Here is a 21,213-nt window from a genome sequence, read left to right as displayed (position 1 = left end):
ATTTAAGAAAAAAGGTTGGCTTAGCAATCGCTTAGGGAAAGCTTAGAAAAAGTCGCTAGCGGGTGACTTCGGCCAGAAAGCGGTCTTTCAATTTAACGTAGTTACCTGCGGTATAGGGAAAGAAAGCACGCTCTTTGTCTTTGAGTGGTCGCATCGCTTTGGCGGGGTTACCGGCATACACATAGCCACTCTCCAAATGCTTACCCGGCGTTACCACGGCGCCTGCGGCAATAATGACCTCGTCCTCAACGACCGCGCCATCCATTACAATCGCGCCCATCCCTACCAGGATCCGACTTCCCAAGGTGCAGCCATGCAGTATCGCTTTATGGCCGATGGTCACATCATCGCCAATGGTGAGCGGAAACCCCTCCGGACTAAAATCACTGGCGTGGGTAATATGTAGCACGCTGCCGTCCTGCACGCTGGTACGCGCACCGATACGAATACGGTGCATATCGCCACGGATAACCGTCATCGGCCAGACAGAGCAGTCGTCACCCATCACCACATCACCAATGACCACACTGGCCGGATCAATATAAACGCGCTCACCCAATTGGGGTTCCATACCTTGATAGGGCCTTAATGCACTACTCATAACTCGCTCCTAGGGTTGTTGGATAGCTTAGAGAATTCAGTTACCCCACTATAGCAACCCGGCCAGCAGAACAATAAAGGTCAGCGGAATCGACACCCAGCGAATGATATTGCGCCACACCAGATAGCCACTTTCACCAATGCCTAACGCGCTCACCACTCTATCGCGAGGCATTACCCAAGCCGCAAAAACGGCTATCAATAGGCCGCCCAAAGGCAGGAAAACATCCGGCGGTATACTGCTGACAAGCTCGAAGACATTGCGTCCAAATAGCGGCCGAAATTCCGCCAGGGTTGAAAAAGAGAAGGCCGATAACAGCCCGATCAACCAGACGCTGAGCGCCACAATGGCAGTCGAGATACTGCGACGCAGCCCCAAACCCTGTAACGTTGCGACCATCGGCTCCGCGAGGTTAATGGCCGATGTCCAGGTGGCCAGTAGCAGCAGCAAGAAGAACACGCTCAGCCATACAGAGCCCCAGGGCAACTCAGAAAACGCAATGGGCAGGGTGACAAACATTAACCCTGGGCCATCAGTGGGATCCATGCCTTGAGCAAATACCACCGAGAAAATAGCGATCCCCGCCAGTAACGCCACGCTAATATCGAGTACGGCGACTGCCACAGCGGCTTTAGGCAGGCTTTGCTCTTCCGGCATATAAGCGCCATACGCCATCAAAGCACAGGCGCCCACCGCCAAAGTAAAGAACGCGTGCCCCATGGCGTGAACCACCACCGCGGGGGTTATCGCCTCGAAAGAGGGTAAAAACAGCCACGCCAAGGCGGGGGCAAAGCCATCAGTCGTCGCGGCATAGCCCGCTAATAGCAGCAACAACAGATACAGCAGCGGCATCAGCAGGTTATTCAGCCGCTCTAACCCCTTGGCAACACCCGCCGCCACGACCGTCATGGTCATAAACAGAAATAGCGAGTGGTTGAAGATCAGCAGCCCAGGGTTGGCCAAGAAGGCTTCAAAACCGGCGCCAATCTCTGCGGCACTCGCGCCATTGAAATGGCCGTTAACAGAGGCCACCAAAAACTCAATCGACCAGCCGGACACCACCGAGTAGAAAGATAAAATGCAGAACACGGTGAACGCCCCGAATAGCCCCAACCAGCGCCAGCGAGGCGAAGCCCCCGCCTCGGCCGCCAAGGCACTCAACGCTTGCATTGGCCCGCGTCGCCCGGCACGGCCAATCAGTATCTCCGCCATCATGACCGGGATACCCAGCAGCAGCACAAACGCCACATAAATCAGTAAAAACGCCGCACCGCCGTTCTCTCCGGCCACGTAAGGGAAGCGCCAGATGTTGCCTAACCCCACCGCAGCACCTGTTACCGCCAAGATAAAGGCCCGCTTCGACCCCCAGCGCTCCAGCGTTTCGCTCATCACATGCTCCTGCCATTGGTGGCATTAAAAGGCGGCAAGACTAGCAGGCGCTCGCGTGCAGGCCAAACCCTGGCATTAAACATAGTTGTTGAGGCTAACATTGAAACACAGCACCACCGCCCGCACTGTGTCATTATTATTGCGCGTTTTGCGCTCACTAACGGTTTTTAAAACGATGCCAATCGAGGTGCCCATGTCCACCAATCCGCTGCTTGAAACGCACGCGCTGCCCCCCTTTGCTGAGATTCGCGCCGAGCACGTGGAGCCTGCCGTGGAGACGCTGCTAAGCGAAAGCCGAGAGGCCATTGATCGCCTCGCCGAGCAGGCAGCCGCTACCCCGCCTACCTGGGACACTTTTGCAGCGCCCCTTGAAGCGGTGAATGATCGGCTCACCAAGGCGTGGTCACCGGTTTCGCACCTCAATGGCACCATGAACTCGCCGGAAATGCGCGAAGCGTATCAGGCATGCCTTGGGAAGCTCTCCGACTTCGGCACCTGGGTAGGCCAGCACGAAGGGTTGTTTCGTGGCTGGCAAGCATTGAAAGATGGCCCGGCCTGGAAGCACCTGGATGCCGCACAGCGGCGCACCGTGGAGAACGCCCTACGCGATTTCCGCCTTGCCGGTGTTGATCTTCCTGCTGACCAGAAAGCCCGCTACGGCGAGATTCAGTCGCGGCTCTCACTGCTGTCAAATCAGTTCTCCAATAACGTGCTGGATGCTACCCAGGCATGGCACAAGGACATCGATAGCCAAGAGACGTTAGCGGGGGTGCCGGAAAGTGCTCTCGACACCTTAAAAGCCACCGCCGAGGCGAAAGGCATTGCGGGCTACCGTATTACCCTGGATTTCCCCAGCTTCTTCCCGGTGATTAGCTATGCCGATAACAGCGAGCTGCGCCGGGAGGTCTACACCGCTTTTGTTACCCGTGCATCTGATGAAGGCCCAGATGCGGGCAAATTCGATAACGCGGCGATCATGGAAGAGATCCTGGCACTGCGCAATGAGATGGCCCAACTGCTCGGTTTTGCCACTTATGCCGATTACTCTCTCACCACCAAAATGGCGGAATCTCCTGAGCAGGTGCTCGATTTTCTCAACGACTTAGCCCGCCGTGCGTTGCCTCAGGCGAAGGAGGAGTTTGCAGAACTCACTGCCTATGCCCGAGATGAACTCGGCCTAGAGACGCTGGAACCGTGGGATGTTGCCTATGCCAGCGAAAAACTACGCGAAGCGCGCCACTCGATCTCCCAGGAGCAATTACGCCCCTATTTTCCAGCACCCCAGGTAATCGATGGCTTGTTTCAGGTGGTTGAACGCCTTTACGGCGTGCGCTTTGAAGAAGATACCCAAGCACCCCGCTATCATGATGACGTGCGCTATTTCCGCCTCACCGAAAACGGCCAACCCATTGCCGGTTTCTATCTGGATCTCTACGCCCGCGAAGGTAAGCGTGGCGGTGCCTGGATGGCCGACTGCCGGGTGCGTCGTCAAACCGAGCAGGGTCTGCAACTGCCCGTCGCCTTCCTGACCTGCAACTTTACTGCCCCGGTAAACGGCCGCCCGGCACTGCTCACCCACGACGAAGTCACCACGCTGTTCCATGAGTTTGGCCATGGCCTCCACCATATGCTGACCCAGCAGCAGATCGCCGATATTTCCGGCATTAACGGCGTCGCTTGGGATGCCGTAGAGCTGCCCAGCCAGTTTATGGAAAACTACTGCTGGGAGCGTGAAGGCTTAGATCTACTCGCCAAACACGTGGATAGTGGTGAACCGCTGCCAGCAGAGCTGCTTGAGCGCCTGCAGGCAGCCAAGAATTTCCAGTCAGCCATGGGTATGATGCGCCAAATCGAGTTCTCGCTGTTTGATCTGCGTCTGCACCATGAACTTAGCGCCCCCAGCGCCAGCGATGTGCAAGCCTTGTTAGATGAGGTGCGCGAAGCGGTGTCTGTGCTGCCGAAAGTGCCATTCAACCGCTTCCAAAATAGTTTTGGCCACGTGTTTGCCGGTGGCTATGCGGCTGGTTACTACAGCTACAAGTGGGCTGAAGTGCTCTCGGCGGACGCCTGGAGCGCCTTTGAAGAGACCGGTATTTTCGATCCTGAAACGGGCCAGCGCTTTCGTCGCGAAATCCTGGAGCAGGGCGGCGCCCGCGATGCAGCCGACCTGTTTGTCGCCTTTCGAGGCCGAGAGCCGAGCGTCGAACCGCTACTGCGCCATAGCGGCATTCGCGCTGCTTAAATCTGCAAAACCTATGCGCGCCCTCCACTTAGAAGGCGCGCTCTTGGAGTCTAATGATGTCTAGTGTGAAACGCTTTATCGCCGGTGTTACTTGCCCGCGCTGCGCGGCGATGGATCGGATCCGTGCCTGGGAGCAAAACGGTATTCGCTACCGAGAATGCGTCAGTTGCGATTTCTTCGAGCAACTGCCCATCGAAGAGGATGCGCTTACCGAAATGACCACCCGGGTCAACCAGGTACGTGACGATCAGAAGCAGCAGGATGTGCAACCCGTGCGTATTTTGGATCCAGGTAAATCCTCGCGTTAACCCCCTCCCCGCCAAGGATGGCGTGTTCACTCTTTCCTGACCGCCCCACAAGCCGATAGCGTACAGGCAACACCATTTATGTGCGGTTATCCGCACACTAAATAACCATTGTCGTGCGAACAATCGGACACTATGACAAAAAGTGCTTTCCACCAAAGTTGAATAAAAAATTCATAAGCATCTGATTTAAAAATCATAACCTTTAAATGGCACAACTATCGCTGTTATATACCTTGGATACCCTGCTTAACGCAGTATCGACTGGCCGCATTTATCGACGCTGTCAGTATATAACCCCAATAACAGCTAGGAATTTTCGCCATGCGCAAACATATGCCTAAAACGTTCACTCTTCTCGCCAGCAGCGCTCTGCTTGTAGCCGCCAGCAGTGCCCAAGCGCAAGCAGACCGCTCTGATTGGCCCGATAACTTTACCGTGGGCACCGCTAGCCAAGGCGGCACTTACTTCGTCTACGGTTCAGGCTGGGCCAATTTTATCGCTGATGAGCTGGGTGTATCTGGCGGTGGTGAAGTCACCGGTGGCCCGACTCAAAACCTGGCACTGGTGCACACAGGCGATATGGCATTTGGCTTAACCACCATGGGCCCTGCTTCTGATGCCGTTAAAGGTGAAAGTCCGCTAGCGCCTGGAATGAAGATGGACAATGTATGTGCCATGTTCCCCATGTACGAAACGCCATTCTCCATTACCGCGCTTTCTGACAGCGGTATTGAGTCAATTTCCGACATTCCTGATGGCGCGCGCATCGGTTTTGGCCCGGCTGCCTCGACCTCTGACACCTACTTCCCAGCGATTCTAGAAACCCTGGGCGTTAACTTTGAGCGTCGCAACGGCGGTTGGTCAGACTTGGGCGGTCAACTGCAGGATGGCCTGCTTGACGTGGTCGCCTTCGCTGCCGGTATTCCGATTCCCGCCGTTAGCCAGTTAGAAGTACAAACTGACGTCAACATTATTGAGTTTAACGAGGAAGAGCTGGCCACGGTGCTGGAAAACTTCCCCGTAGCTGAATTCATGATTCCGGCCAACACCTATACGACGCTGGAAGAAGATGCCCGCGCTGTCTCCATGTGGAACTTCGCTATCGCAGGCTGCGACCTGCCGGAAGATTTCGTTTATGAAGTCACCAAGGCGACGATGGAAAACAACGACCGCATGCGCTCTGTGCACCGCAGCGCTGAAACCACCATTCCAGAAAACATCAAGCACAACACCGTGCTGCCGTTTCACCCCGGCGCTGCACGCTGGTACGAAGAGAACGGCTATGAAATTGCTGATGACATGATCAACTAAGCAACGTTTACCGTTCTGACTGCCCCGTTTCCGGCCCAGCCGGGCGGGGCAGCTTTCGCTGCTGCTACCCCTTTGTCTGCTTTTGCTGTGAGGGTGAACTCTAATGAGTCACAAAACCGACCAAGACCCAATGATCTCAAGGATGATGCCCACGCGGCGTCAGTGATACCAGAGTCCATTGCCGATGGTGTCGATGAAGACGTTGTTGAACCCAATCGCCGCCTGTTTACGGGCTGGCAGTTCCTACTGTTTGCGGCATTAGCAATCGCTTACTCAAGTTTCCATCTGATTTCACTCAACGTGTATCCGATGGAAACCTGGTCGTTTCGTATCGTGCATATTGCCGGTGCACTTATTCTCGGTTACGGGCTCTTTTCCGGTGCCCGTTTTGCCGACGACGATCACCAGGCGTCAGGTGCCTGGATCAAATGGCTTAGCTACGCGTTACTGATTCCTGCCGCCTATACTCTGGCGCAAGTTCTGTTGATGTATCAAACACTCAGCGGCGGCGCCATGCGCATCGACCCGAGCATTGAAAACTGGCACTACGGCTACCCGCTAATGGCAACGACAGCGGCGGCTGTTGTGTTGTCATGGTTTTATCGTCAGGCACGGCATCGCTTCAATCCTGCAGACTTGGTACTGATGGTCTGCGCGCTGGCCAGCGCTGGTTATTTGTTAGTGGCTTATAACACCAATATCCGCATGTCGACGGGTACCTCTTTCGCACCGTCAGGCATTTCCTGGGCGGCGATTGCGGGCTCACTACTGATTCTGGAGCTCACCCGCCGGGTCGCAGGCCTGGCCCTGGTGGTTATTTCTGCGGTTTTCCTGACCTACGTTTTCGCCGGGCCCTATCTGCCAGGCTTTTTAGGCTATCCGGGGCTGTCACTACAGCGCTTCTTTAGCCAGGTGTATACCGACGCAGGCATTCTCGGCCCACCACCGCCGTGTCGTCGACCTATATTATTCTGTTCATTATTTTTGCTGCCTTCCTACAGGCCTCTAAAGTAGGCGACTACTTCGTTAACTTTGCCTTTGCCGCAGCTGGCCGTGCCCGTGGTGGCCCTGCCAAGGTGGCCATTTTTGCCTCTGGCTTGATGGGTATGATTAACGGTACTTCGGCAGGTAACGTGGTTTCCACCGGCTCATTGACCATTCCCCTGATGAAGAAAGTCGGCTACCCATCACGTAGCGCAGGCGCGATTGAGGCAGCCGCCTCAACCGGTGGGCAAATCATGCCGCCGATTATGGGCGCGGGCGCGTTCATCATGGCCGAAGTGACCGGTATTCCCTATACCGAAATCGCCCTTGCCGCTGTTATTCCGGCGATTCTGTATTTTGCCTCTATCTATTTTATGGTCGACTTTGAAGCCGCCCGTAAAGGCATGCGTGGCATGCGCAAAGATGAGATTCCGCTGTTCTCGAAGCTGGTAAAACAGGTCTATCTGTTCGCGCCGATTATTATCCTGATTGTCGCCCTGTTTATGGGCTACTCGGTGATCCGCGCGGGCACCTTGGCAACCGCGTCAGCCGCGGTGGTTAGCTGGCTATCACCCAATAAAATGGGATTTCGGGCGATTCTTAAAGCGCTGCAAATAGCGGGCACTATGTCGATTCAGATTATCGCCGTGTGCGCCTGCGCGGGCTTAATCGTCGGGGTTATCTCGCTGACCGGTGTGGGCGCGCGTTTCTCGTCACTGCTACTTGGCTTAGCGGGCGTGAGCCAACTGCTGGCACTAGTGTTCGCCATGCTGATCAGTATTCTACTCGGCATGGGTATGCCTACTACTGCTGCCTATGCGGTGGCCGCTTCCGTGGTCGCTCCCGGCTTGATCAATATCGGCATTGAGCCGCTGATTGCTCACTTCTTTGTGTTCTATTTTGCGGTCGTCTCCGCGATTACCCCCCCTGTTGCCTTGGCCTCCTATGCCGCGGCCGGTATCTCCGGCGACAACCCATGGGCACCTCGGTGGCCTCGTTCAAGATTGGCTTGGCCGCGTTCATTGTGCCGTTTATGTTCTTCTACAGCCCGGCCATGCTGATGGAAGGCTCACCGATGCAGATCCTGCGCGTTGGGTTAACTGCAACGCTGGGCATTGTGCTGCTTTCAGGCATGGTACAGAAATGGTTCTTTGGCCCCGTTAACCTAGTGCAGCGTGTCGTCATGCTGGTAGGCGCGCTGTTTTTAATCTACGGCGGTATCTATACCGACATTGCCGGCCTTGCGATTGGTATCGTGCTATTCATGATGCAGCGTAAGGTGAACGGCGGTGGTAGCAAAACGGCGCAAGCTGGCTGATTGGTTTAAGCCGCTAAACGCTAAGCGTAAAAAAACCCTGCTCAACAATGGTTGAGCAGGGTTTTTAATGGGCACAAGGTAAGCAAATAAAGCGGCTTGGTTAACCAGCCAGGTTATCGACGATTCTCAGCACCGGCGCCGCCTGGTTAAGCGTGTAGAAGTGCAGGCCTGGCGCGCCGCCCTCCAGCAATCGCTGGCAAAGACGGCTCACTACATCGGTGCCAAAGGCAGCAATCGCTTCGCTGTCGTCGCCATAGGACTCCAGCTGCTTGCGAATCCAGCGCGGGATCTCGGCTCCACAGGCGTCAGAGAAACGCGCCAGCTTGGTGTAGTTGGTAATCGGCATGATACCGGGAATAATCGGCTGCTCGACGCCCAGCGCGCGGGCTTTATCAACGAAGTTGAAATAGGCGTCAGCGGTGAAGAAGTACTGGGTGATGGCCATATTGGCGCCCGCCTTCATTTTACGCGCAAAGTTTTCCACATCCTTATCAAGATTAGGCGCCTGTGGATGAGATTCAGGGTAAGCAGCCACTGCGATGTCGAAATGGTCGCCCGTCTCCGCGCGAATAAACTCAACCAGTTCGTTGGCATAACGTAGCTCACCAATGCTTCCCATACCTGAGGGCATATCACCACGCAGCGCGACGAGGCTCTCGACCCCTTCCTCGCGGTACTGCGCCAGCAGATCACGCAACTGCGCTTTTTCACTGCCAATGCAGGAGAGATGCGGGGCGGTATTAATACCACTTTCACCGACCGCACGCACCACCTCACGGGTACGCGCTTGGGTAGACCCACCAGCACCGTAAGTAACTGAGAAAAAACGTGGTTTTCGGGCGGCCAGTTCATCGCGAACGTGGATCAGCTTGTCGCGCCCAGCATCGGTACTGGGCGGAAAGAATTCAAAGCTGATACCTAGCGGATGCTCATGGCTGCTCATGGGGTTTCCTTATTAGTGATCAAAAGTGATGATATTTTGAGGTATTCTCGCTGTTCCAGCGCGCTGGGGCTAATGAAAGATTCCACGCTTGGCCTTTAATTCGGCTCATGTTAGCGGGCCACCACATACGACGGGAGGATAAATGGATCTTGCACCTGGGGCGCTCGTTGGGCCGCTACTCATGCTACTCAGCTACGTGGGGCTAGGCTGGCTCGCCGCCCAACGACTCAAGCTAGATCCTCGCCCGATTGCGACGCTGCTGGTTTACCTGATAGCGCCTTTTACGATTTTTCGCGCGCTGATGAACGGCGGCCCAACACCTGACTACCTCTTACTCACATTAGCACTGTTCATTCTGGCAAGCCTGATGGCACTGGTGGTACAGCGTATTACTCGCCACCGTTTTGGTGAACAGGAGGCTGCTCTGCTGGCGTTCTCCTCAGGAACGGGTAATACCGGCTATTTCGGCCTACCGATTGCGCTGATTTTGCTCCCCCTGAAGGCGTTACTCTTTACCTGTTCTGTATGCTGGGGATTAATATTTACGAATTCACCGTGGGCTTTTACCTTAGCGCACGCGGACGTTTTTCCGTACGTGAGAGTTTGATCAAAATTTCTCGCTTACCGCTTATCTATGCGTTCCTATTCGCGTTACTGCTTAGCGCCCTTGAAATAACCATACCCGTTGCAGTAATGAGTTCGCTGCAAGTCTTCCCCGCCACCTACACACTGCTGGGCATGATGATTATTGGCATGACGCTTAGCCAAGTAACGCTTGCCGCCTGGGATTCACGCTTTGTAGCCGCCTGCCTGGGTCTTCGCTACCTGCTCTGGCCGCTCGTTATGTTGGGGGCCGCTTTAATACTACAGTGGGCGGCACCTCTTTCCACGGAGCTGGCCATGGCGCTGCTGTTGATAGGCGTGGTACCCATGGCTTCCAACGTAGTGGTGGTGGCCATGGAGCTGGGCATTCAACCGCAAAAAGGCGCATTAGCGGTGCTGGTGACGACACTGCTCGCGCCGCTGCTGATTCCGCTTTATCTGGGTTTGATGCTGCGTCTCACAGGACTAGGCTAAAAACCAGCCACACCTGCTTCGTTAAGCTGTCGAGCCATGTGTTGTATCTCGGGGTGGCTAAAAAATGCTACCAGCGCGTCAGCGCGAACCGGGCCAACGCCGGGAACGGCTTGCCACTGTGCGCGCTGGTAGCCCGCTAGCTCATCCCAATCCCCGCGAACCGACTCGCTACCTGGCGGCGCCCCCAGCGCGCTTAACCAGGCCGAAAACGACTTGCCCTTGGCGACTTGAAACTGTTCCAGTAACGTTTCAGCGGTCGCCTCACCAATGCCGTAGGCCTGTTGCAGCTGGCGCGGTTCGACATCCAGCCAGTCCAGTAAATGCGTGACTACGCCCGCATCCATTAGCGCTTGCCAAGTACCTTCACCGATACCCTGCATACCAAGCTGCTCGCCAAGGTAGCTAAGCCGCGCCAGCAATTGATCATCGCAGCCGGGCGTTAATTCAAAGCAGCTCAGCAGGTTAAAGCGCTGGGGTGAAGGCGGTGTCAGCGGCGAGCGCTCCTGAGTGTGCCACACCACCTCGGTTAACTGGGGAATCGTTAATCCCGCTAGCGAAATCGCCACTTGGTCACCGGGACGGACATCCAGTGACTCCCAGCGCTCCAGTGAGCCTAACGAGACGCGGCTAATACGCCGCCCCTCCAGCAGCACCGGATTAAGCCACACCAGCGGCGTCACACGCCCAGTGCGCCCAACGCGAAACTCAATGCCGCGCACTTCCGCTAGCGCCTGCTGGGCGGGATATTTCCAGGCAATGGCCCATTCAGGCGGTGATGATGACCAGCGGCGTACACCGGGTCGCTCGGCTTGCTTAATCACCACCCCGTCGGTGGCAAACGGCAACGGCCCGTTAAACCAACTATCGCGCCAATAACCGGCATCATGGCGGTCATCCAGTGGATGAGTGTAGTCAGCGCTATCAAAGCCCAGTTCACTTAGCCGTGCTAAACGTTCCTGCATTGCGGTAGGGCCATCGGGCCAGCCCCAGACAAACAGGCCAATACGCTCAAGGGTGGCCGCTGTGGGGGAGGATTGCGCCATTGCTCCCGCCACGGCACCCCGGGCACCCGATGCGGGTGAACGCGACTGCACGTGTTGGGTTAACCGCCAATACAGCTCGCCTTGGAGCACTGCAGAAATAGGCTCGGGTAGCGTATTGGGAATGGCAGGTATCTGTTGGGCACGGACTGTCCAGTCCTGGCCCCGCTCGCCGTCGCCACGGCTAACGGCTTCGACCAGTTCGCCATTTTCATAGCGCAACGTAATCGCCACGCCGTCCACTTTGGGCTGGATCCACAGGTCTTCGCGGCGGCTGGTAAAACGTCTGACGCCATCGTCATCGGCTTTATCAAGCCCACGCTGCGCAGCCGGATGCTCAAGAGTGCCGCTGCTACGTGTAACGCGTGTAAGCGGGCGATGGTCCGGTACAGTGCCCAGGCAACGCTGCCAAGTGGCTAGGCGCTCAACCGCTTGGTCGTAAAGGGCATCATCGATCAGCGCGGCGCCCTCGTCATGGTAGGCAGTGTCCCAGCGGTGAACCTGCTCAGCCAGCGCCTTGCTTTCGCGGCTTAGGCGCTCCTCCGGCCAATCAGGGCATTGGGCAGCCTGTGCGGAAAAAGTGACAAGCCAGATAAGGCTACCCAATAGCCAAGTTCGTACACTCAACAACATTGCTTACCCCCGCGGTAACACATCAGCTTTTAGGCTTAGCCTAACGCAACGGACATAAAAAAAGCCCTCGGCCGAAGCCAAAGGGGCGATTTAATCCATTTCTTACAAACGGTGTAGCGAATCTCTTACAAACCGGCGGCCTTACGCAGTGCTTCAGCCTTATCAATCTTTTCCCACGGGAAGGCGGTAAAGGTTTCGGTATGCGCTTGGCCTTTATCATCGTTCCAGGTGTAGCTGTGCTCGAACGGTGCCCGGCCAAAGTGGCCGTAAGCGGCGGTGAGCTGATACATCGGGTGCAGCAGGTCAAGCATTTTGGTGATCGCGTAGGGGCGCAGATCAAAGTGCTCGCGAACCAGTGCAACGATCTTGGCATCGTCAATTTTACCGGTGCCGAAGGTATCGATGGAGACCGACGTCGGCTCGGCAACGCCAATCGCGTAGGAGACCTGAATCTCACACTTGTCAGCCAGGCCTGAGGCCACCACATTCTTGGCCACATAGCGGCCCGCATAGGCAGCGCTGCGATCCACTTTAGAGGGGTCTTTGCCCGAGAACGCACCACCACCGTGGCGTGCCATGCCGCCATAGGTGTCGACGATAATTTTACGTCCAGTCAGCCCACAATCACCTACCGGGCCGCCAATCACGAATTTGCCGGTCGGGTTGATATGGTACTGGGTGCTGTCATCCAACCACTCAGCGGGGATCACCTGCTCGATGACCTCGCGCTTGATCATTTTGCGCAGGTCTTCCTGATCAATATCTGGGTCGTGCTGGGTAGAGAGAACGATGGCATCGACACCGCAGGGCTGGCCTTCGGCGTTATAGCGGAAGGTTACCTGACTCTTGGCATCCGGGCGTAGCCACGGCAACAGGCCATTTTTACGCAGTTCGGCCTGACGTTCGACCAGCCTGTGAGAGTAGTGGATCGGTGCCGGCATAAAAGAGTCGGTTTCGTTAGTCGCGTAGCCAAACATCAAGCCCTGGTCGCCAGCGCCCTGATCTTCCGGTTTGCTGCGGTCAACGCCTTGGGCAATCTCGACACTCTGCTTGCCAATCAGGTTAACCACGCCGCAGGTCGCGCCGTCAAAGCCCACGTCGGACGAGTTATAGCCAATGCTGATAATCACATCACGCACGAGGGTTTCTAAATCGACCCAGGCGGAGGTGGTAATTTCACCGGCAATGATCGCCACCCCGGTTTTCACCATGGTTTCACAGGCAACGCGGGCCTGTTTATCGCGGGCGATAATGGCATCTAGCACTGCGTCAGAGATCTGATCGGCAATCTTATCGGGATGACCTTCGGAGACGGACTCGGAGGTAAACAGGGAATATTCGCTCATCGCGCACTCTACCCTCTGTATGACGGCTGTATTTAATCCACAGCATCAGCAGGAAATCATGGCAGGTGTCCCCTGCCCGTATTAGTGAAGCGATAGCATTACTTTTCTACCGCGTCGGGAGGCAGAGTCTACACGCTGTCGGCGATGCTTCCCAGAACGTGATCCCCAGAATTTGCCGCTACATTTGCCGCAACATGGGAAGTCAGCGACAATAGCGCCTTTATAATTTCTGTTTTCAGGCGAGGAGCACCCCATGCCGTCCCGTTTTGAGCTAGCCAATGCCATTCGCGCCCTGTCCATGGATGCCGTTCAGAAGGCCAAATCCGGCCACCCGGGCGCCCCCATGGGTATGGCTGATATCGCCGAGGTGCTATGGAATGACTACCTCAAGCACAATCCCGAAGACCCCAAGTGGGCCGATCGTGACCGCTTTGTGCTCTCCAATGGCCACGGCTCCATGCTGCTTTACTCGCTGCTCCACCTCAGCGGCTACGAGCTAAGCCTGGAACAGCTGCAGAATTTCCGCCAGCTGCATTCGCCCACCGCGGGCCACCCGGAATTCGGCTACGCGCCCGGCATTGAAACCACCACTGGCCCACTGGGTCAGGGTTTTGCCAATGCCGTGGGCTTTGCCATCGCGGAAAAAACTCTGGCGGCGCAGTTTAACCGCCCCGGCCACACCATCGTCGATCACCACACATGGTGCTTTGTAGGTGACGGCTGCTTAATGGAAGGTATCTCCCACGAAGCGGCCTCGCTGGCCGGTACCCAGCAGTTGGGTAAGCTGATCACTGTATACGACGATAACGGCATCTCCATTGATGGCGAAGTGGAAGGCTGGTTCACCGACGATACCGCCAAGCGTTTTGAAGCTTACGGCTGGCACGTGGTGCCCAATGTGGATGGCCACAAGCCTGAAGAGGTTAAAGCCGCTATTGAGCTGGCCAAGAGCCACGACGATAAGCCGAGCCTGATTATCTGCAAGACCATCATTGGCTTTGGTGCCCCCAACAAGCAGGGCAAGGAAGACGCCCACGGCGCCCCCTTAGGCGACGACGAAGTGGCCCTGGCACGCACTCAGCTCGACTGGCCCCATGCGCCCTTCCATATTCCCGAGCCGATCTACTCCGCCTGGGATGCCCGTGAAGCGGGCAAAGCGGCTCAGCAGGCGTGGGACGCGCGGTTTGCCCGCTACGCGGAAGCCTTCCCCACAGAAGCGCGGGAGTTCACCCGCCGGATGAAACGTCAGTTGCCCGCGGAACTGCCCACCGAAGCCTTGATCGAGCAGGCCCAAGAGCGCGGCGAGACCATTGCGTCACGCAAAGCCTCGTTTGAAGCACTCAATGTGATCGGCCCGCAAATGCCGGAACTGCTGGGCGGCAGTGCCGACCTGGCGCCGTCTAACCTGACCTTCTGGAAAGGCGCCAAAGCGATTACCCCAGAAGATGCAAGCGGCAACTACCTGCACTACGGTGTGCGTGAGTTCGGCATGGGGGCGGTCATGAACGGCATCGCCCTGCACGGCGGTCTGGTACCTTACGGTGCAACCTTCCTGATCTTTATGGAGTACATGCGTAACTCGATTCGCATGGCGTCGCTGATGGGCCAGCAGGTGATTTACGTGTTTACCCACGACTCCATCGGCCTGGGTGAAGATGGCCCGACTCACCAGCCATTGAGCAGCTCACCAGCCTGCGTACCACGCCGAACCTCAATACCTGGCGTCCCTGTGATGCGGTCGAAACCGCCGCCGCCTGGGATGCGGCCATCAAGCGTCACTCTGGCCCCACGGCGCTGGTGCTGTCACGCCAGAACCTGCCCCACCAGCAGCGCACTAAAGCTCAGTTGGCAGCCATTCAGAACGGTGCGTACGTTCTTAAGGACAGCGAAGGAACGGAGTTGATTCTGATTGCCACCGGTTCTGAAGTCGGCCTGGCGATGGACGCCGCCGCCGAGCTCGAGCAGCAGGGCAAAGCGGTACGCGTGGTCCTCCATGCCCTCGGCCTATCGCTTTAACGGCCAGGACGCCGAGTACCGTGAGAGCGTGTTGCCTAAGGCGGTGACCAAGCGTATCGCCATCGAAGCCGCCCATGCCGACTACTGGGTACAAGTATGTGGGTCTGACGGCCGCGTGATCGGCATGACCACCTACGGTGAATCCGCACCAGCGGGGGATCTGTTCAAGCACTTCGGCTTTACCGTCGACAATGTGGTCAAGCAAGCCAACGAACTACTCGGCTAAGCCATGCCAGCATCAGTGGCTTCCTATGGCTGATTAGCTACTGGCTTATCGGTGAAGTGGTAATCCACTTCACCGCTTTGCCGATCTCGTCAGGCGTGATCGGCATGTTGCTGCTCTGCGCTACGCTCGCCGTCCGGCCGTGTCCCTAGCAGCATTGCCGCTGACGCCCAGCCGCTTATTGCGCTCCTCGCTATGCTGATTATGCCCGGGGTTGTAGGAGTGTTTTTCATCATCGGCGAACTGGCTGGGCAGTGGAGTGCCATTCTTATTGCCTTTGTGTTGGGTACGTTACTCAGCGTGATAACCACGCTGTGGCTGCTCAAGCGACTAATCGGGCAGCCGCATGTTCCGCTGATACACCGCTGCTCACTTTATTAACCACCACCCCGCTATTTGCGGGGGGTTAACGCTCGCCGCTTATTTGCTTGGTAGTGCTCTGTTCAGCGTTTAAAGCGCCCTTCTTGGCTTCCCGCTATTTTGATCGCGGCGCTGCTACTGGGGGAGCGTTAGCGCTGATAGGGCTGCCTACGCTACCTATCAGCAGGGGGCCACATGGCTAAACGGTGCTATTGGGGCCAGCCACAGTGGCGCTGGGTATGCCGTTATCAACAGTTGCCGCGATTGTTGAATTATGGCGACCGCTGGCGATTGTTTACCCATCGCCGCAACGCTGGCAGCTTGCTATTCACTGGCAATTGCTTGGTTACTGGGCAGCTCGACACCATACTCGCTTCCATTGCCGCTAAATCGGTAACCGCGCCTATCGCTATCGGCATTACGGAACAGCTTGGTGGTACGGTAGCCCTGCTGTTGGGTGCGCTGCTGGTCACCGGGTGATCACGATTCCTGTGTCAGCCTCGCTGCGCGTTGGCTGCATATTGACGATGAGCGCTTGATCGGTTTCGCCCTGGGGCTTAACGGCCATGCCATTGGCACGGTAAGAGCATTTGAGATCAGCCCCACCGCTGGGGCTTTTGCATCACTGGGCATGAGCCTTACCGGTATTTTCACCGCAGTACTGCTGCCACTCGCCTGGCGATTAATAAGCATGGGCAGCTGATAGGCACCGGCAGTTAATAAGAATCGTCCGCTGAAATACGTTATCATCACAACGAGTTCTAGCCTATTTCGATTATTGTTGATTCACTTTAAGAGCCACCCTTCTGCATGGCTAATTCTGCTCCAGGTATCGTCGCCATTAACGGTTACGGACGCATTGGCCAATGCGTGTTGCGGCGCTCGTCGAGCGGCAACAACCCCGAACTTGAAGTGGTCGCCATTAATGAACTCTCTGATCTCGCGACATCACCTATCTAACCGTTACGACACCACCCATGGCCGCTTTCCGGTGACGTCGATAACGACGGTCAGTACCTTATCGTCAACGGCCAGCGCATCCAGGTACTCTGCGAACAAGATCCACACAAGTTACCCTGGAAGACGCTTGATGTGGATCTGGTGCTGGAGTGCTCCGGGAGCTTTAAAGATCGTGCCACCGCTGAGCTGCACTTAGCGGCAGGCGCTAAGCGGCTGCTGTTTTCCCAGCCAGCGGAAAATGATGTCGATGCCACCATTGTGTGGGGCATTAATGAAGGCGAGCTGGCGCTTTCCCAGCGCATACTCTCTGCCGCTTCGTGCACCACCAACTGCCTGGTGCCGCTGTTGACCGTTCTGGATGAAGCTCTCGGCCTTGAGCACGGTGTCACCACGACGATTCATTCGGCGATGAATGACCACCGGTGATCGATGCCTACCACCAGACCGACCTGCGTCTGACCCGCTCGGCAATGCACTCCATTGTGCCGGTGGATACCGGCTTGGCGCTGGTATTAGCCGCTTGATGCCTAATCTTGCGAACCGCTTGAGTGCCTGCACGTACGTGTTCCCACTATCAATGTCTCTGCCATGGACGTGGCACTCACCGTCAGCCGCGACACTCACCGCGACGATGTAATAACCTGCTGCTGGCCGCCAGTCAGCAGCGCTTAAAGGGCGTGCTTGGCTATACTGAAGCGCCTATGGCGTCGGTTGATTTTAATCACGACCCTCGCTCAGGCATCCTGGACGCTACCCAAACCCGAGTGGCTGGCAAGCGCCTTATCAAACTGCTGTGCTGGTTCGACAATGAGTGGGGGTTCGCTAACCGTATGCTCGATATTAGCCAGCGACTGGCCAGACTTTCGACAGAAACGTAACCTATTTGCATTAACTGTTTATATTGAGTTCCACGGCCTAAACACGAGGAAACCGCTTCCATGAACGTAAAAAAAGATGACTGACCTTCCCCTGGAAGGACAACGCGTGCTGATTCGTGAAGATTTGAATGTGCCTATCAAACATGGCGCGTCTCTAGCAACGCCCGCCTGCGTGCCGCACTACCAACCATCCAAGCCGCCGCAAAGGCTGGGGCGAAGGTGATGTTGATGAGCCATTTAGGGCGCCCCACCGAAGGCGAACCGCCGAGGAGTTTTCCCTGGCGCCGGTGGCTGAACACCTGGGTGAACTGTTAGGCCGTCAGTGCCGCTGATCAAAGCCTATCTCGGTGAAACGGTCGACGAAACGCTGGATCTCGCCAATGGCGACGTCGTACTGCTAGAGAACGTGCGCTTTAACAGCGGCGAGAAAAAAGATGATGAGCAGTTGGCGAAACAGTACGCCCGCTGTGCGATATCTTTGTGATGGACGCTTTTGGCACCGCCCACCGTGCCCAAGCCTCTACCCATGGCGTGGCGCGTTTTGCCCCTAGCGCCTGCGCTGGCCCTTTGCTTGCCCAGGAACTCGATGCACTTGAGAAAGCGCTGGCACACCCGGCTCGGCCCATGGCAGCCATCGTCGGCGGCTCGAAGGTCTCTACCAAGCTGGATGTCCTCACCGCGCTGGCTGATAAATGTGATCAACTGATTGTCGGCGGCGGCATCGCCAACACCTTTATTGCCGCCGCGGGGTACAATGTCGGTAAATCACTCCATGAGGCTGATTTGGTGGGCCAAGCCAAAGCACTGATGGGGAAGGTCTCGATTCCACTTCCTACCGATGTTGTCGTTGCCACCGAGTTTTCTGAGTCGGCCAAGGCCGTTGTCAAGCCGGTCGACCAGGTGGCTGATAACGAGATGATTCTGGATATTGGCCCAGACACCGCTGCACATTTGGCCAGCATGCTTAAGGATGCAGGCACTATTTTATGGAATGGGCCTGTCGGCGTCTTTGAAATCGATCAATTCGGTAAAGGTACCCAGGTAATCGCCCAGGCTATCGCTGATAGCGCAGGTTTCTCTATTGCCGGTGGCGGCGATACCTTAGCGGCCATTGATAAATATGCCATTGCGGATCGCGTTTCGTACATTTCAACCGGTGGCGGCGCCTTTCTTGAGTATGTCGAAGGCAAGCAGTTGCCTGCTGTTGCTGCACTCGAAGCCGCCGCCAAACGCGGTTAACATTACACGACTTGAATCTAAACACTCACCATCGTTCAAACTGGTAGCTCAGTCTTTAAACCCACTTTTGACAACCCAGTCTTTACAACATAGATAAGGTAACTTCATGGCTTTGATCAGCATGCGCCAGATGCTCGACCACGCCGCCGAATATGGTTACGGCATTCCGGCGTTCAACGTCAACAACCTTGAGCAGATGCGCGCCATTATGGAAGCCGCTGATGCCACCGATTCGCCGGTCATCGTGCAAGCATCTGCCGGTGCACGCAAGTACGCGGGTGCGCCCTTCCTGCGCCATCTGATTTTGGCGGCCGTCGAAGAGTTTCCGCATATCCCTGTGGTCATGCACCAGGATCACGGCACCAGCCCTGCGGTCTGCCAGCGTTCTATTCAGCTCGGCTTCTCCTCGGTGATGATGGATGGCTCGCTGGGTGAAGATGGTAAAACGCCACCGACTACGACTATAACGTCAATGTTACCCGCCGCGCGGTGGAAATGGCTCACGCCTGTGGCGTTTCCGTCGAAGGCGAGTTGGGCTGCCTGGGCAGCCTGGAAACCGGCATGGCCGGTGAAGAAGACGGTATTGGCGCGGAAGGCAAGCTGGATATGGAGCAACTGCTTACCGACCCAGAAGAAGCCGCAGAGTTTGTGAAAGCGACCCATGTGGACGCACTGGCGATTGCCATTGGCACCAGCCACGGCGCTTACAAGTTCACTAAGCCGCCTACCGGTGACACGCTCTCTATCCAGCGTATTAAAGAGATCCACGCGCGGATTCCGGACACCCATCTGGTCATGCACGGCTCTTCTTCTGTTCCCCAGGAGTGGCTGGAAGTGATTAACCAGCACGGCGGTGAGATCCCCGAAACATACGGCGTGCCAGTCGAAGAGATCGTTGAGGGCATTAAGCACGGCGTGCGTAAGGTCAACATCGACACCGACCTACGCTTGGCGTCTACCGGTGCCGTGCGTCGCTTCCTGGCTGAGAACCCGTCAGAATTCGACCCACGTAAGTTCTTGAAAGAGACCGTTACCGCGATGCGCGATCTATGTATCGCCCGCTACGAAGCCTTTGGTACGGCCGGCAATGCCAGTAAGATTAAGCCGATCAGCTTGGAAGAGATGTTCCTGCGCTATGAGCGCGGCGAACTGGCTCCCAAGGTAAAATAAGCTTGTAATTGGCCCACTTTCGAAAAAGACGACCAACCGGTCGTCTTTTTTTGTGGCTAATTAAATAGATATTGCAATGCAGCATAGATGCGCTAACACTGGAGATGAGGTCACGATGTCTCGTGTTCCAGCAAGGAGGCCACAACGCTGATGAAACCCACAACTTCCCTTCCCCTAATGCCCACTCCCCGGTAGCGATGTTCGATATATGGAAAGTCGGTATCATGGCCTTTGAGCTATGGTCGACGTCTTTGTCGACGATCACTATGCGAAATCATTTATGGCAAACACAGCCGTTTTTCAGCCCCAAAATGATGCAAGAAAATCAACGTATGGTTACCGAAAAACTCGAGGCCAGCATGGAAGCTGGCCTCGTCATGCAAAAAGCGCTGCTCAACTCAATGAGCGGCAAGCAGGCCCCCTGGTGGGTGACCAGCCAGCGCACAATGAAGCCTTACCATCAGCGTAGTAGCGCTAACTCGCGCCGACTCGCCAAGTAACGCTTAGGCACTGACGTTATGCATTATCGTCGGTGCCATCCTCGTCATCTTCGCTATTCTCTTCTTCGCTGCTATGAATGGCATCTTCTGGGCTGCCAGTGCCGCCCGTGCCCGCCTCTGGGTTTCGCTCTTCACTCTCACCCGATTCTAACTCGACGTCAGCTTCGCCCTCGCTAGTGGCTACTTCTTCGTTTTTCTCTTCTTCCTCTTCTTCTTCACGGACGCGTGCCTGCTCATCAGCGCCTTCGGAATCGCTAGAAGAAGCGCCTTCACCTTCATCACGCTTTACTGATCCCGCTTTAATGCCGTACTCCTCTTCAAGCGCTTCATCATCCAGAGGTTCGTGCTGTTCACCCTCAGACGCATGATTATCAGCAAACACATAGCCAGTGGTCGTTAATAAGGCAGCGCTAAGTGCAAAGGGTAGAAACCAAGGGTTAATCGCATTAGGCATTCTCCATGTCGTGGTTATGAAAGAATAGTGCATCCCCACTATCTCTTCAGCGCAGCTGAGGCATTTCCATCGCTTGTACTACTGCGTCTGCTGACGCTAGATGGCCTACAACAGTAGCCAGCAAAATGAGTGTAGCCATTTAAGCTGGCTCAAGAGTCACGTTCAGGCAAGCAAAAATAACAAACAGTGTTCACAAATGACGTAAAATCCCGTTCAATAGC

General features: G+C 56.1%; 12 protein-coding genes and 8 pseudogenes. 14 read left to right on the top strand and 6 right to left on the bottom strand.

Annotated elements, in window-relative coordinates; all coding sequences use genetic code 11:
* Positions 1-55 precede the first annotated feature (55 nt).
* Positions 56-601 (bottom strand): gamma carbonic anhydrase family protein, encoded by a 546-nt coding sequence (locus FDY98_RS00335; RefSeq protein WP_027958895.1) that lies wholly within the window; start codon positions 599-601, stop codon positions 56-58.
* 48 nt (positions 602-649) lie between these two features.
* Complete coding sequence (locus tag FDY98_RS00330) at positions 650-1,990, bottom strand: sodium-dependent transporter (protein ID WP_027958896.1); 1,341 nt, start codon at positions 1,988-1,990, stop codon at positions 650-652.
* A gap of 193 nt (positions 1,991-2,183) precedes the next feature.
* Between FDY98_RS00330 and prlC the strand changes: the two genes are divergently transcribed.
* The 4 genes and pseudogenes from prlC (at position 2,184) to FDY98_RS00310 (ending at position 8,153) form a co-directional block, all read left to right on the top strand.
* Positions 2,184-4,232 carry an oligopeptidase A gene (gene prlC / locus FDY98_RS00325; protein ID WP_027958897.1) on the top strand — a complete coding sequence of 683 codons (2,049 nt, stop codon included), beginning with the start codon at positions 2,184-2,186 and terminating at the stop codon, positions 4,230-4,232.
* A gap of 56 nt (positions 4,233-4,288) precedes the next feature.
* Positions 4,289-4,540 carry a YheV family putative zinc ribbon protein gene (locus FDY98_RS00320; RefSeq protein WP_027958898.1) on the top strand — a complete coding sequence of 84 codons (252 nt, stop codon included), beginning with the start codon at positions 4,289-4,291 and terminating at the stop codon, positions 4,538-4,540.
* A gap of 321 nt (positions 4,541-4,861) precedes the next feature.
* Positions 4,862-5,851, top strand: coding sequence for a TAXI family TRAP transporter solute-binding subunit (locus FDY98_RS00315; protein ID WP_027958899.1), 990 nt, complete (start codon positions 4,862-4,864; stop codon positions 5,849-5,851).
* A gap of 103 nt (positions 5,852-5,954) precedes the next feature.
* Positions 5,955-8,153 (top strand): annotated as a pseudogene (locus FDY98_RS00310) (TRAP transporter permease).
* A 100-nt stretch (positions 8,154-8,253) separates the two neighbouring features.
* Here FDY98_RS00310 and metF read toward each other — a convergent pair.
* Complete coding sequence (gene metF, locus FDY98_RS00305; RefSeq protein ID WP_027958901.1) at positions 8,254-9,096, bottom strand: methylenetetrahydrofolate reductase [NAD(P)H]; 843 nt, start codon at positions 9,094-9,096, stop codon at positions 8,254-8,256.
* 142 nt (positions 9,097-9,238) lie between these two features.
* On the opposite strand from metF, the pseudogene FDY98_RS00300 reads away from it, so the two are divergent.
* Positions 9,239-10,173 (top strand): annotated as a pseudogene (locus tag FDY98_RS00300) (AEC family transporter).
* Here the strand turns inward: FDY98_RS00300 and ligB are convergent.
* Together ligB and metK are read right to left on the bottom strand one after the other, a co-directional pair.
* Positions 10,170-11,846 carry an NAD-dependent DNA ligase LigB gene (ligB, locus tag FDY98_RS00295; RefSeq protein WP_027958903.1) on the bottom strand — a complete coding sequence of 559 codons (1,677 nt, stop codon included), beginning with the start codon at positions 11,844-11,846 and terminating at the stop codon, positions 10,170-10,172. The pseudogene FDY98_RS00300 and the gene ligB sit on opposite strands and share 4 nt — an antisense overlap.
* Before the next feature lie 125 nt (positions 11,847-11,971).
* Positions 11,972-13,192: a methionine adenosyltransferase gene (metK, locus tag FDY98_RS00290; RefSeq protein ID WP_027958904.1), complete on the bottom strand. Its 1,221-nt coding sequence runs from the start codon at positions 13,190-13,192 to the stop codon at positions 11,972-11,974.
* A 253-nt stretch (positions 13,193-13,445) separates the two neighbouring features.
* On the opposite strand from metK, the pseudogene tkt reads away from it, so the two are divergent.
* The 9 genes and pseudogenes from tkt to FDY98_RS00255 all read left to right on the top strand — a co-directional run bounded on the left by tkt (position 13,446) and on the right by FDY98_RS00255 (position 20,538).
* Positions 13,446-15,434: pseudogene (tkt, locus tag FDY98_RS00285) on the top strand (transketolase).
* Positions 15,435-15,445: 11 nt separating this feature from the next.
* A pseudogene (locus tag FDY98_RS00280) lies at positions 15,446-15,812 on the top strand (CidA/LrgA family protein).
* Positions 15,797-16,494 (top strand): annotated as a pseudogene (locus FDY98_RS29195) (LrgB family protein). The pseudogenes FDY98_RS00280 and FDY98_RS29195 overlap by 16 nt, the downstream one beginning before the upstream one ends.
* Before the next feature lie 107 nt (positions 16,495-16,601).
* A pseudogene (locus tag FDY98_RS26405) lies at positions 16,602-16,862 on the top strand (glyceraldehyde 3-phosphate dehydrogenase NAD-binding domain-containing protein); the annotation flags it as partial.
* 21 nt (positions 16,863-16,883) lie between these two features.
* Positions 16,884-17,177, top strand: a complete 294-nt coding sequence (locus FDY98_RS26400; protein ID WP_340146906.1) for a hypothetical protein — start codon at positions 16,884-16,886, stop codon at positions 17,175-17,177.
* 122 nt (positions 17,178-17,299) lie between these two features.
* Positions 17,300-17,629: a hypothetical protein gene (locus FDY98_RS26395; RefSeq protein WP_340146609.1), complete on the top strand. Its 330-nt coding sequence runs from the start codon at positions 17,300-17,302 to the stop codon at positions 17,627-17,629.
* Positions 17,630-17,705: 76 nt separating this feature from the next.
* Positions 17,706-18,868, top strand: a pseudogene (locus FDY98_RS00265) (phosphoglycerate kinase).
* 106 nt (positions 18,869-18,974) lie between these two features.
* Positions 18,975-20,038, top strand: a pseudogene (gene fba / locus FDY98_RS00260) (class II fructose-bisphosphate aldolase).
* Positions 20,039-20,160: 122 nt separating this feature from the next.
* Positions 20,161-20,538: a hypothetical protein gene (locus tag FDY98_RS00255; RefSeq protein ID WP_340146608.1), complete on the top strand. Its 378-nt coding sequence runs from the start codon at positions 20,161-20,163 to the stop codon at positions 20,536-20,538.
* A 16-nt stretch (positions 20,539-20,554) separates the two neighbouring features.
* Here the strand turns inward: FDY98_RS00255 and FDY98_RS00250 are convergent, their stop codons facing one another.
* Positions 20,555-20,992 carry a hypothetical protein gene (locus FDY98_RS00250; protein ID WP_155705653.1) on the bottom strand — a complete coding sequence of 146 codons (438 nt, stop codon included), beginning with the start codon at positions 20,990-20,992 and terminating at the stop codon, positions 20,555-20,557.
* Positions 20,993-21,213: the final 221 nt, after the last annotated feature.

Origin of the sequence: Halomonas sp. PA16-9 (genome assembly GCF_009728585.1) — a bacterium.
Classification (GTDB): domain Bacteria; phylum Pseudomonadota; class Gammaproteobacteria; order Pseudomonadales; family Halomonadaceae; genus Vreelandella; species Vreelandella titanicae.
This window is presented reverse-complemented; position numbering and strand designations above follow the sequence as displayed.

Bases quoted from the DNA above. Each gene is read 5' to 3' on its own strand.
- FDY98_RS00335 (WP_027958895.1), bottom strand. From the start codon at position 601: ATGAGTAGTGCATTAAGGCCCTATCAAGGTATGGAACCCCAATTGGGT.
- FDY98_RS00330 (WP_027958896.1), bottom strand. From the start codon at position 1,990: ATGAGCGAAACGCTGGAGCGCTGGGGGTCGAAGCGGGCCTTTATCTTG.
- prlC (WP_027958897.1), top strand. From the start codon at position 2,184: ATGTCCACCAATCCGCTGCTTGAAACGCACGCGCTGCCCCCCTTTGCT.
- FDY98_RS00320 (WP_027958898.1), top strand. From the start codon at position 4,289: ATGTCTAGTGTGAAACGCTTTATCGCCGGTGTTACTTGCCCGCGCTGC.
- FDY98_RS00315 (WP_027958899.1), top strand. From the start codon at position 4,862: ATGCGCAAACATATGCCTAAAACGTTCACTCTTCTCGCCAGCAGCGCT.
- metF (WP_027958901.1), bottom strand. From the start codon at position 9,096: ATGAGCAGCCATGAGCATCCGCTAGGTATCAGCTTTGAATTCTTTCCG.
- ligB (WP_027958903.1), bottom strand. From the start codon at position 11,846: ATGTTGTTGAGTGTACGAACTTGGCTATTGGGTAGCCTTATCTGGCTT.
- metK (WP_027958904.1), bottom strand. From the start codon at position 13,192: ATGAGCGAATATTCCCTGTTTACCTCCGAGTCCGTCTCCGAAGGTCAT.
- FDY98_RS00250 (WP_155705653.1), bottom strand. From the start codon at position 20,992: ATGCCTAATGCGATTAACCCTTGGTTTCTACCCTTTGCACTTAGCGCT.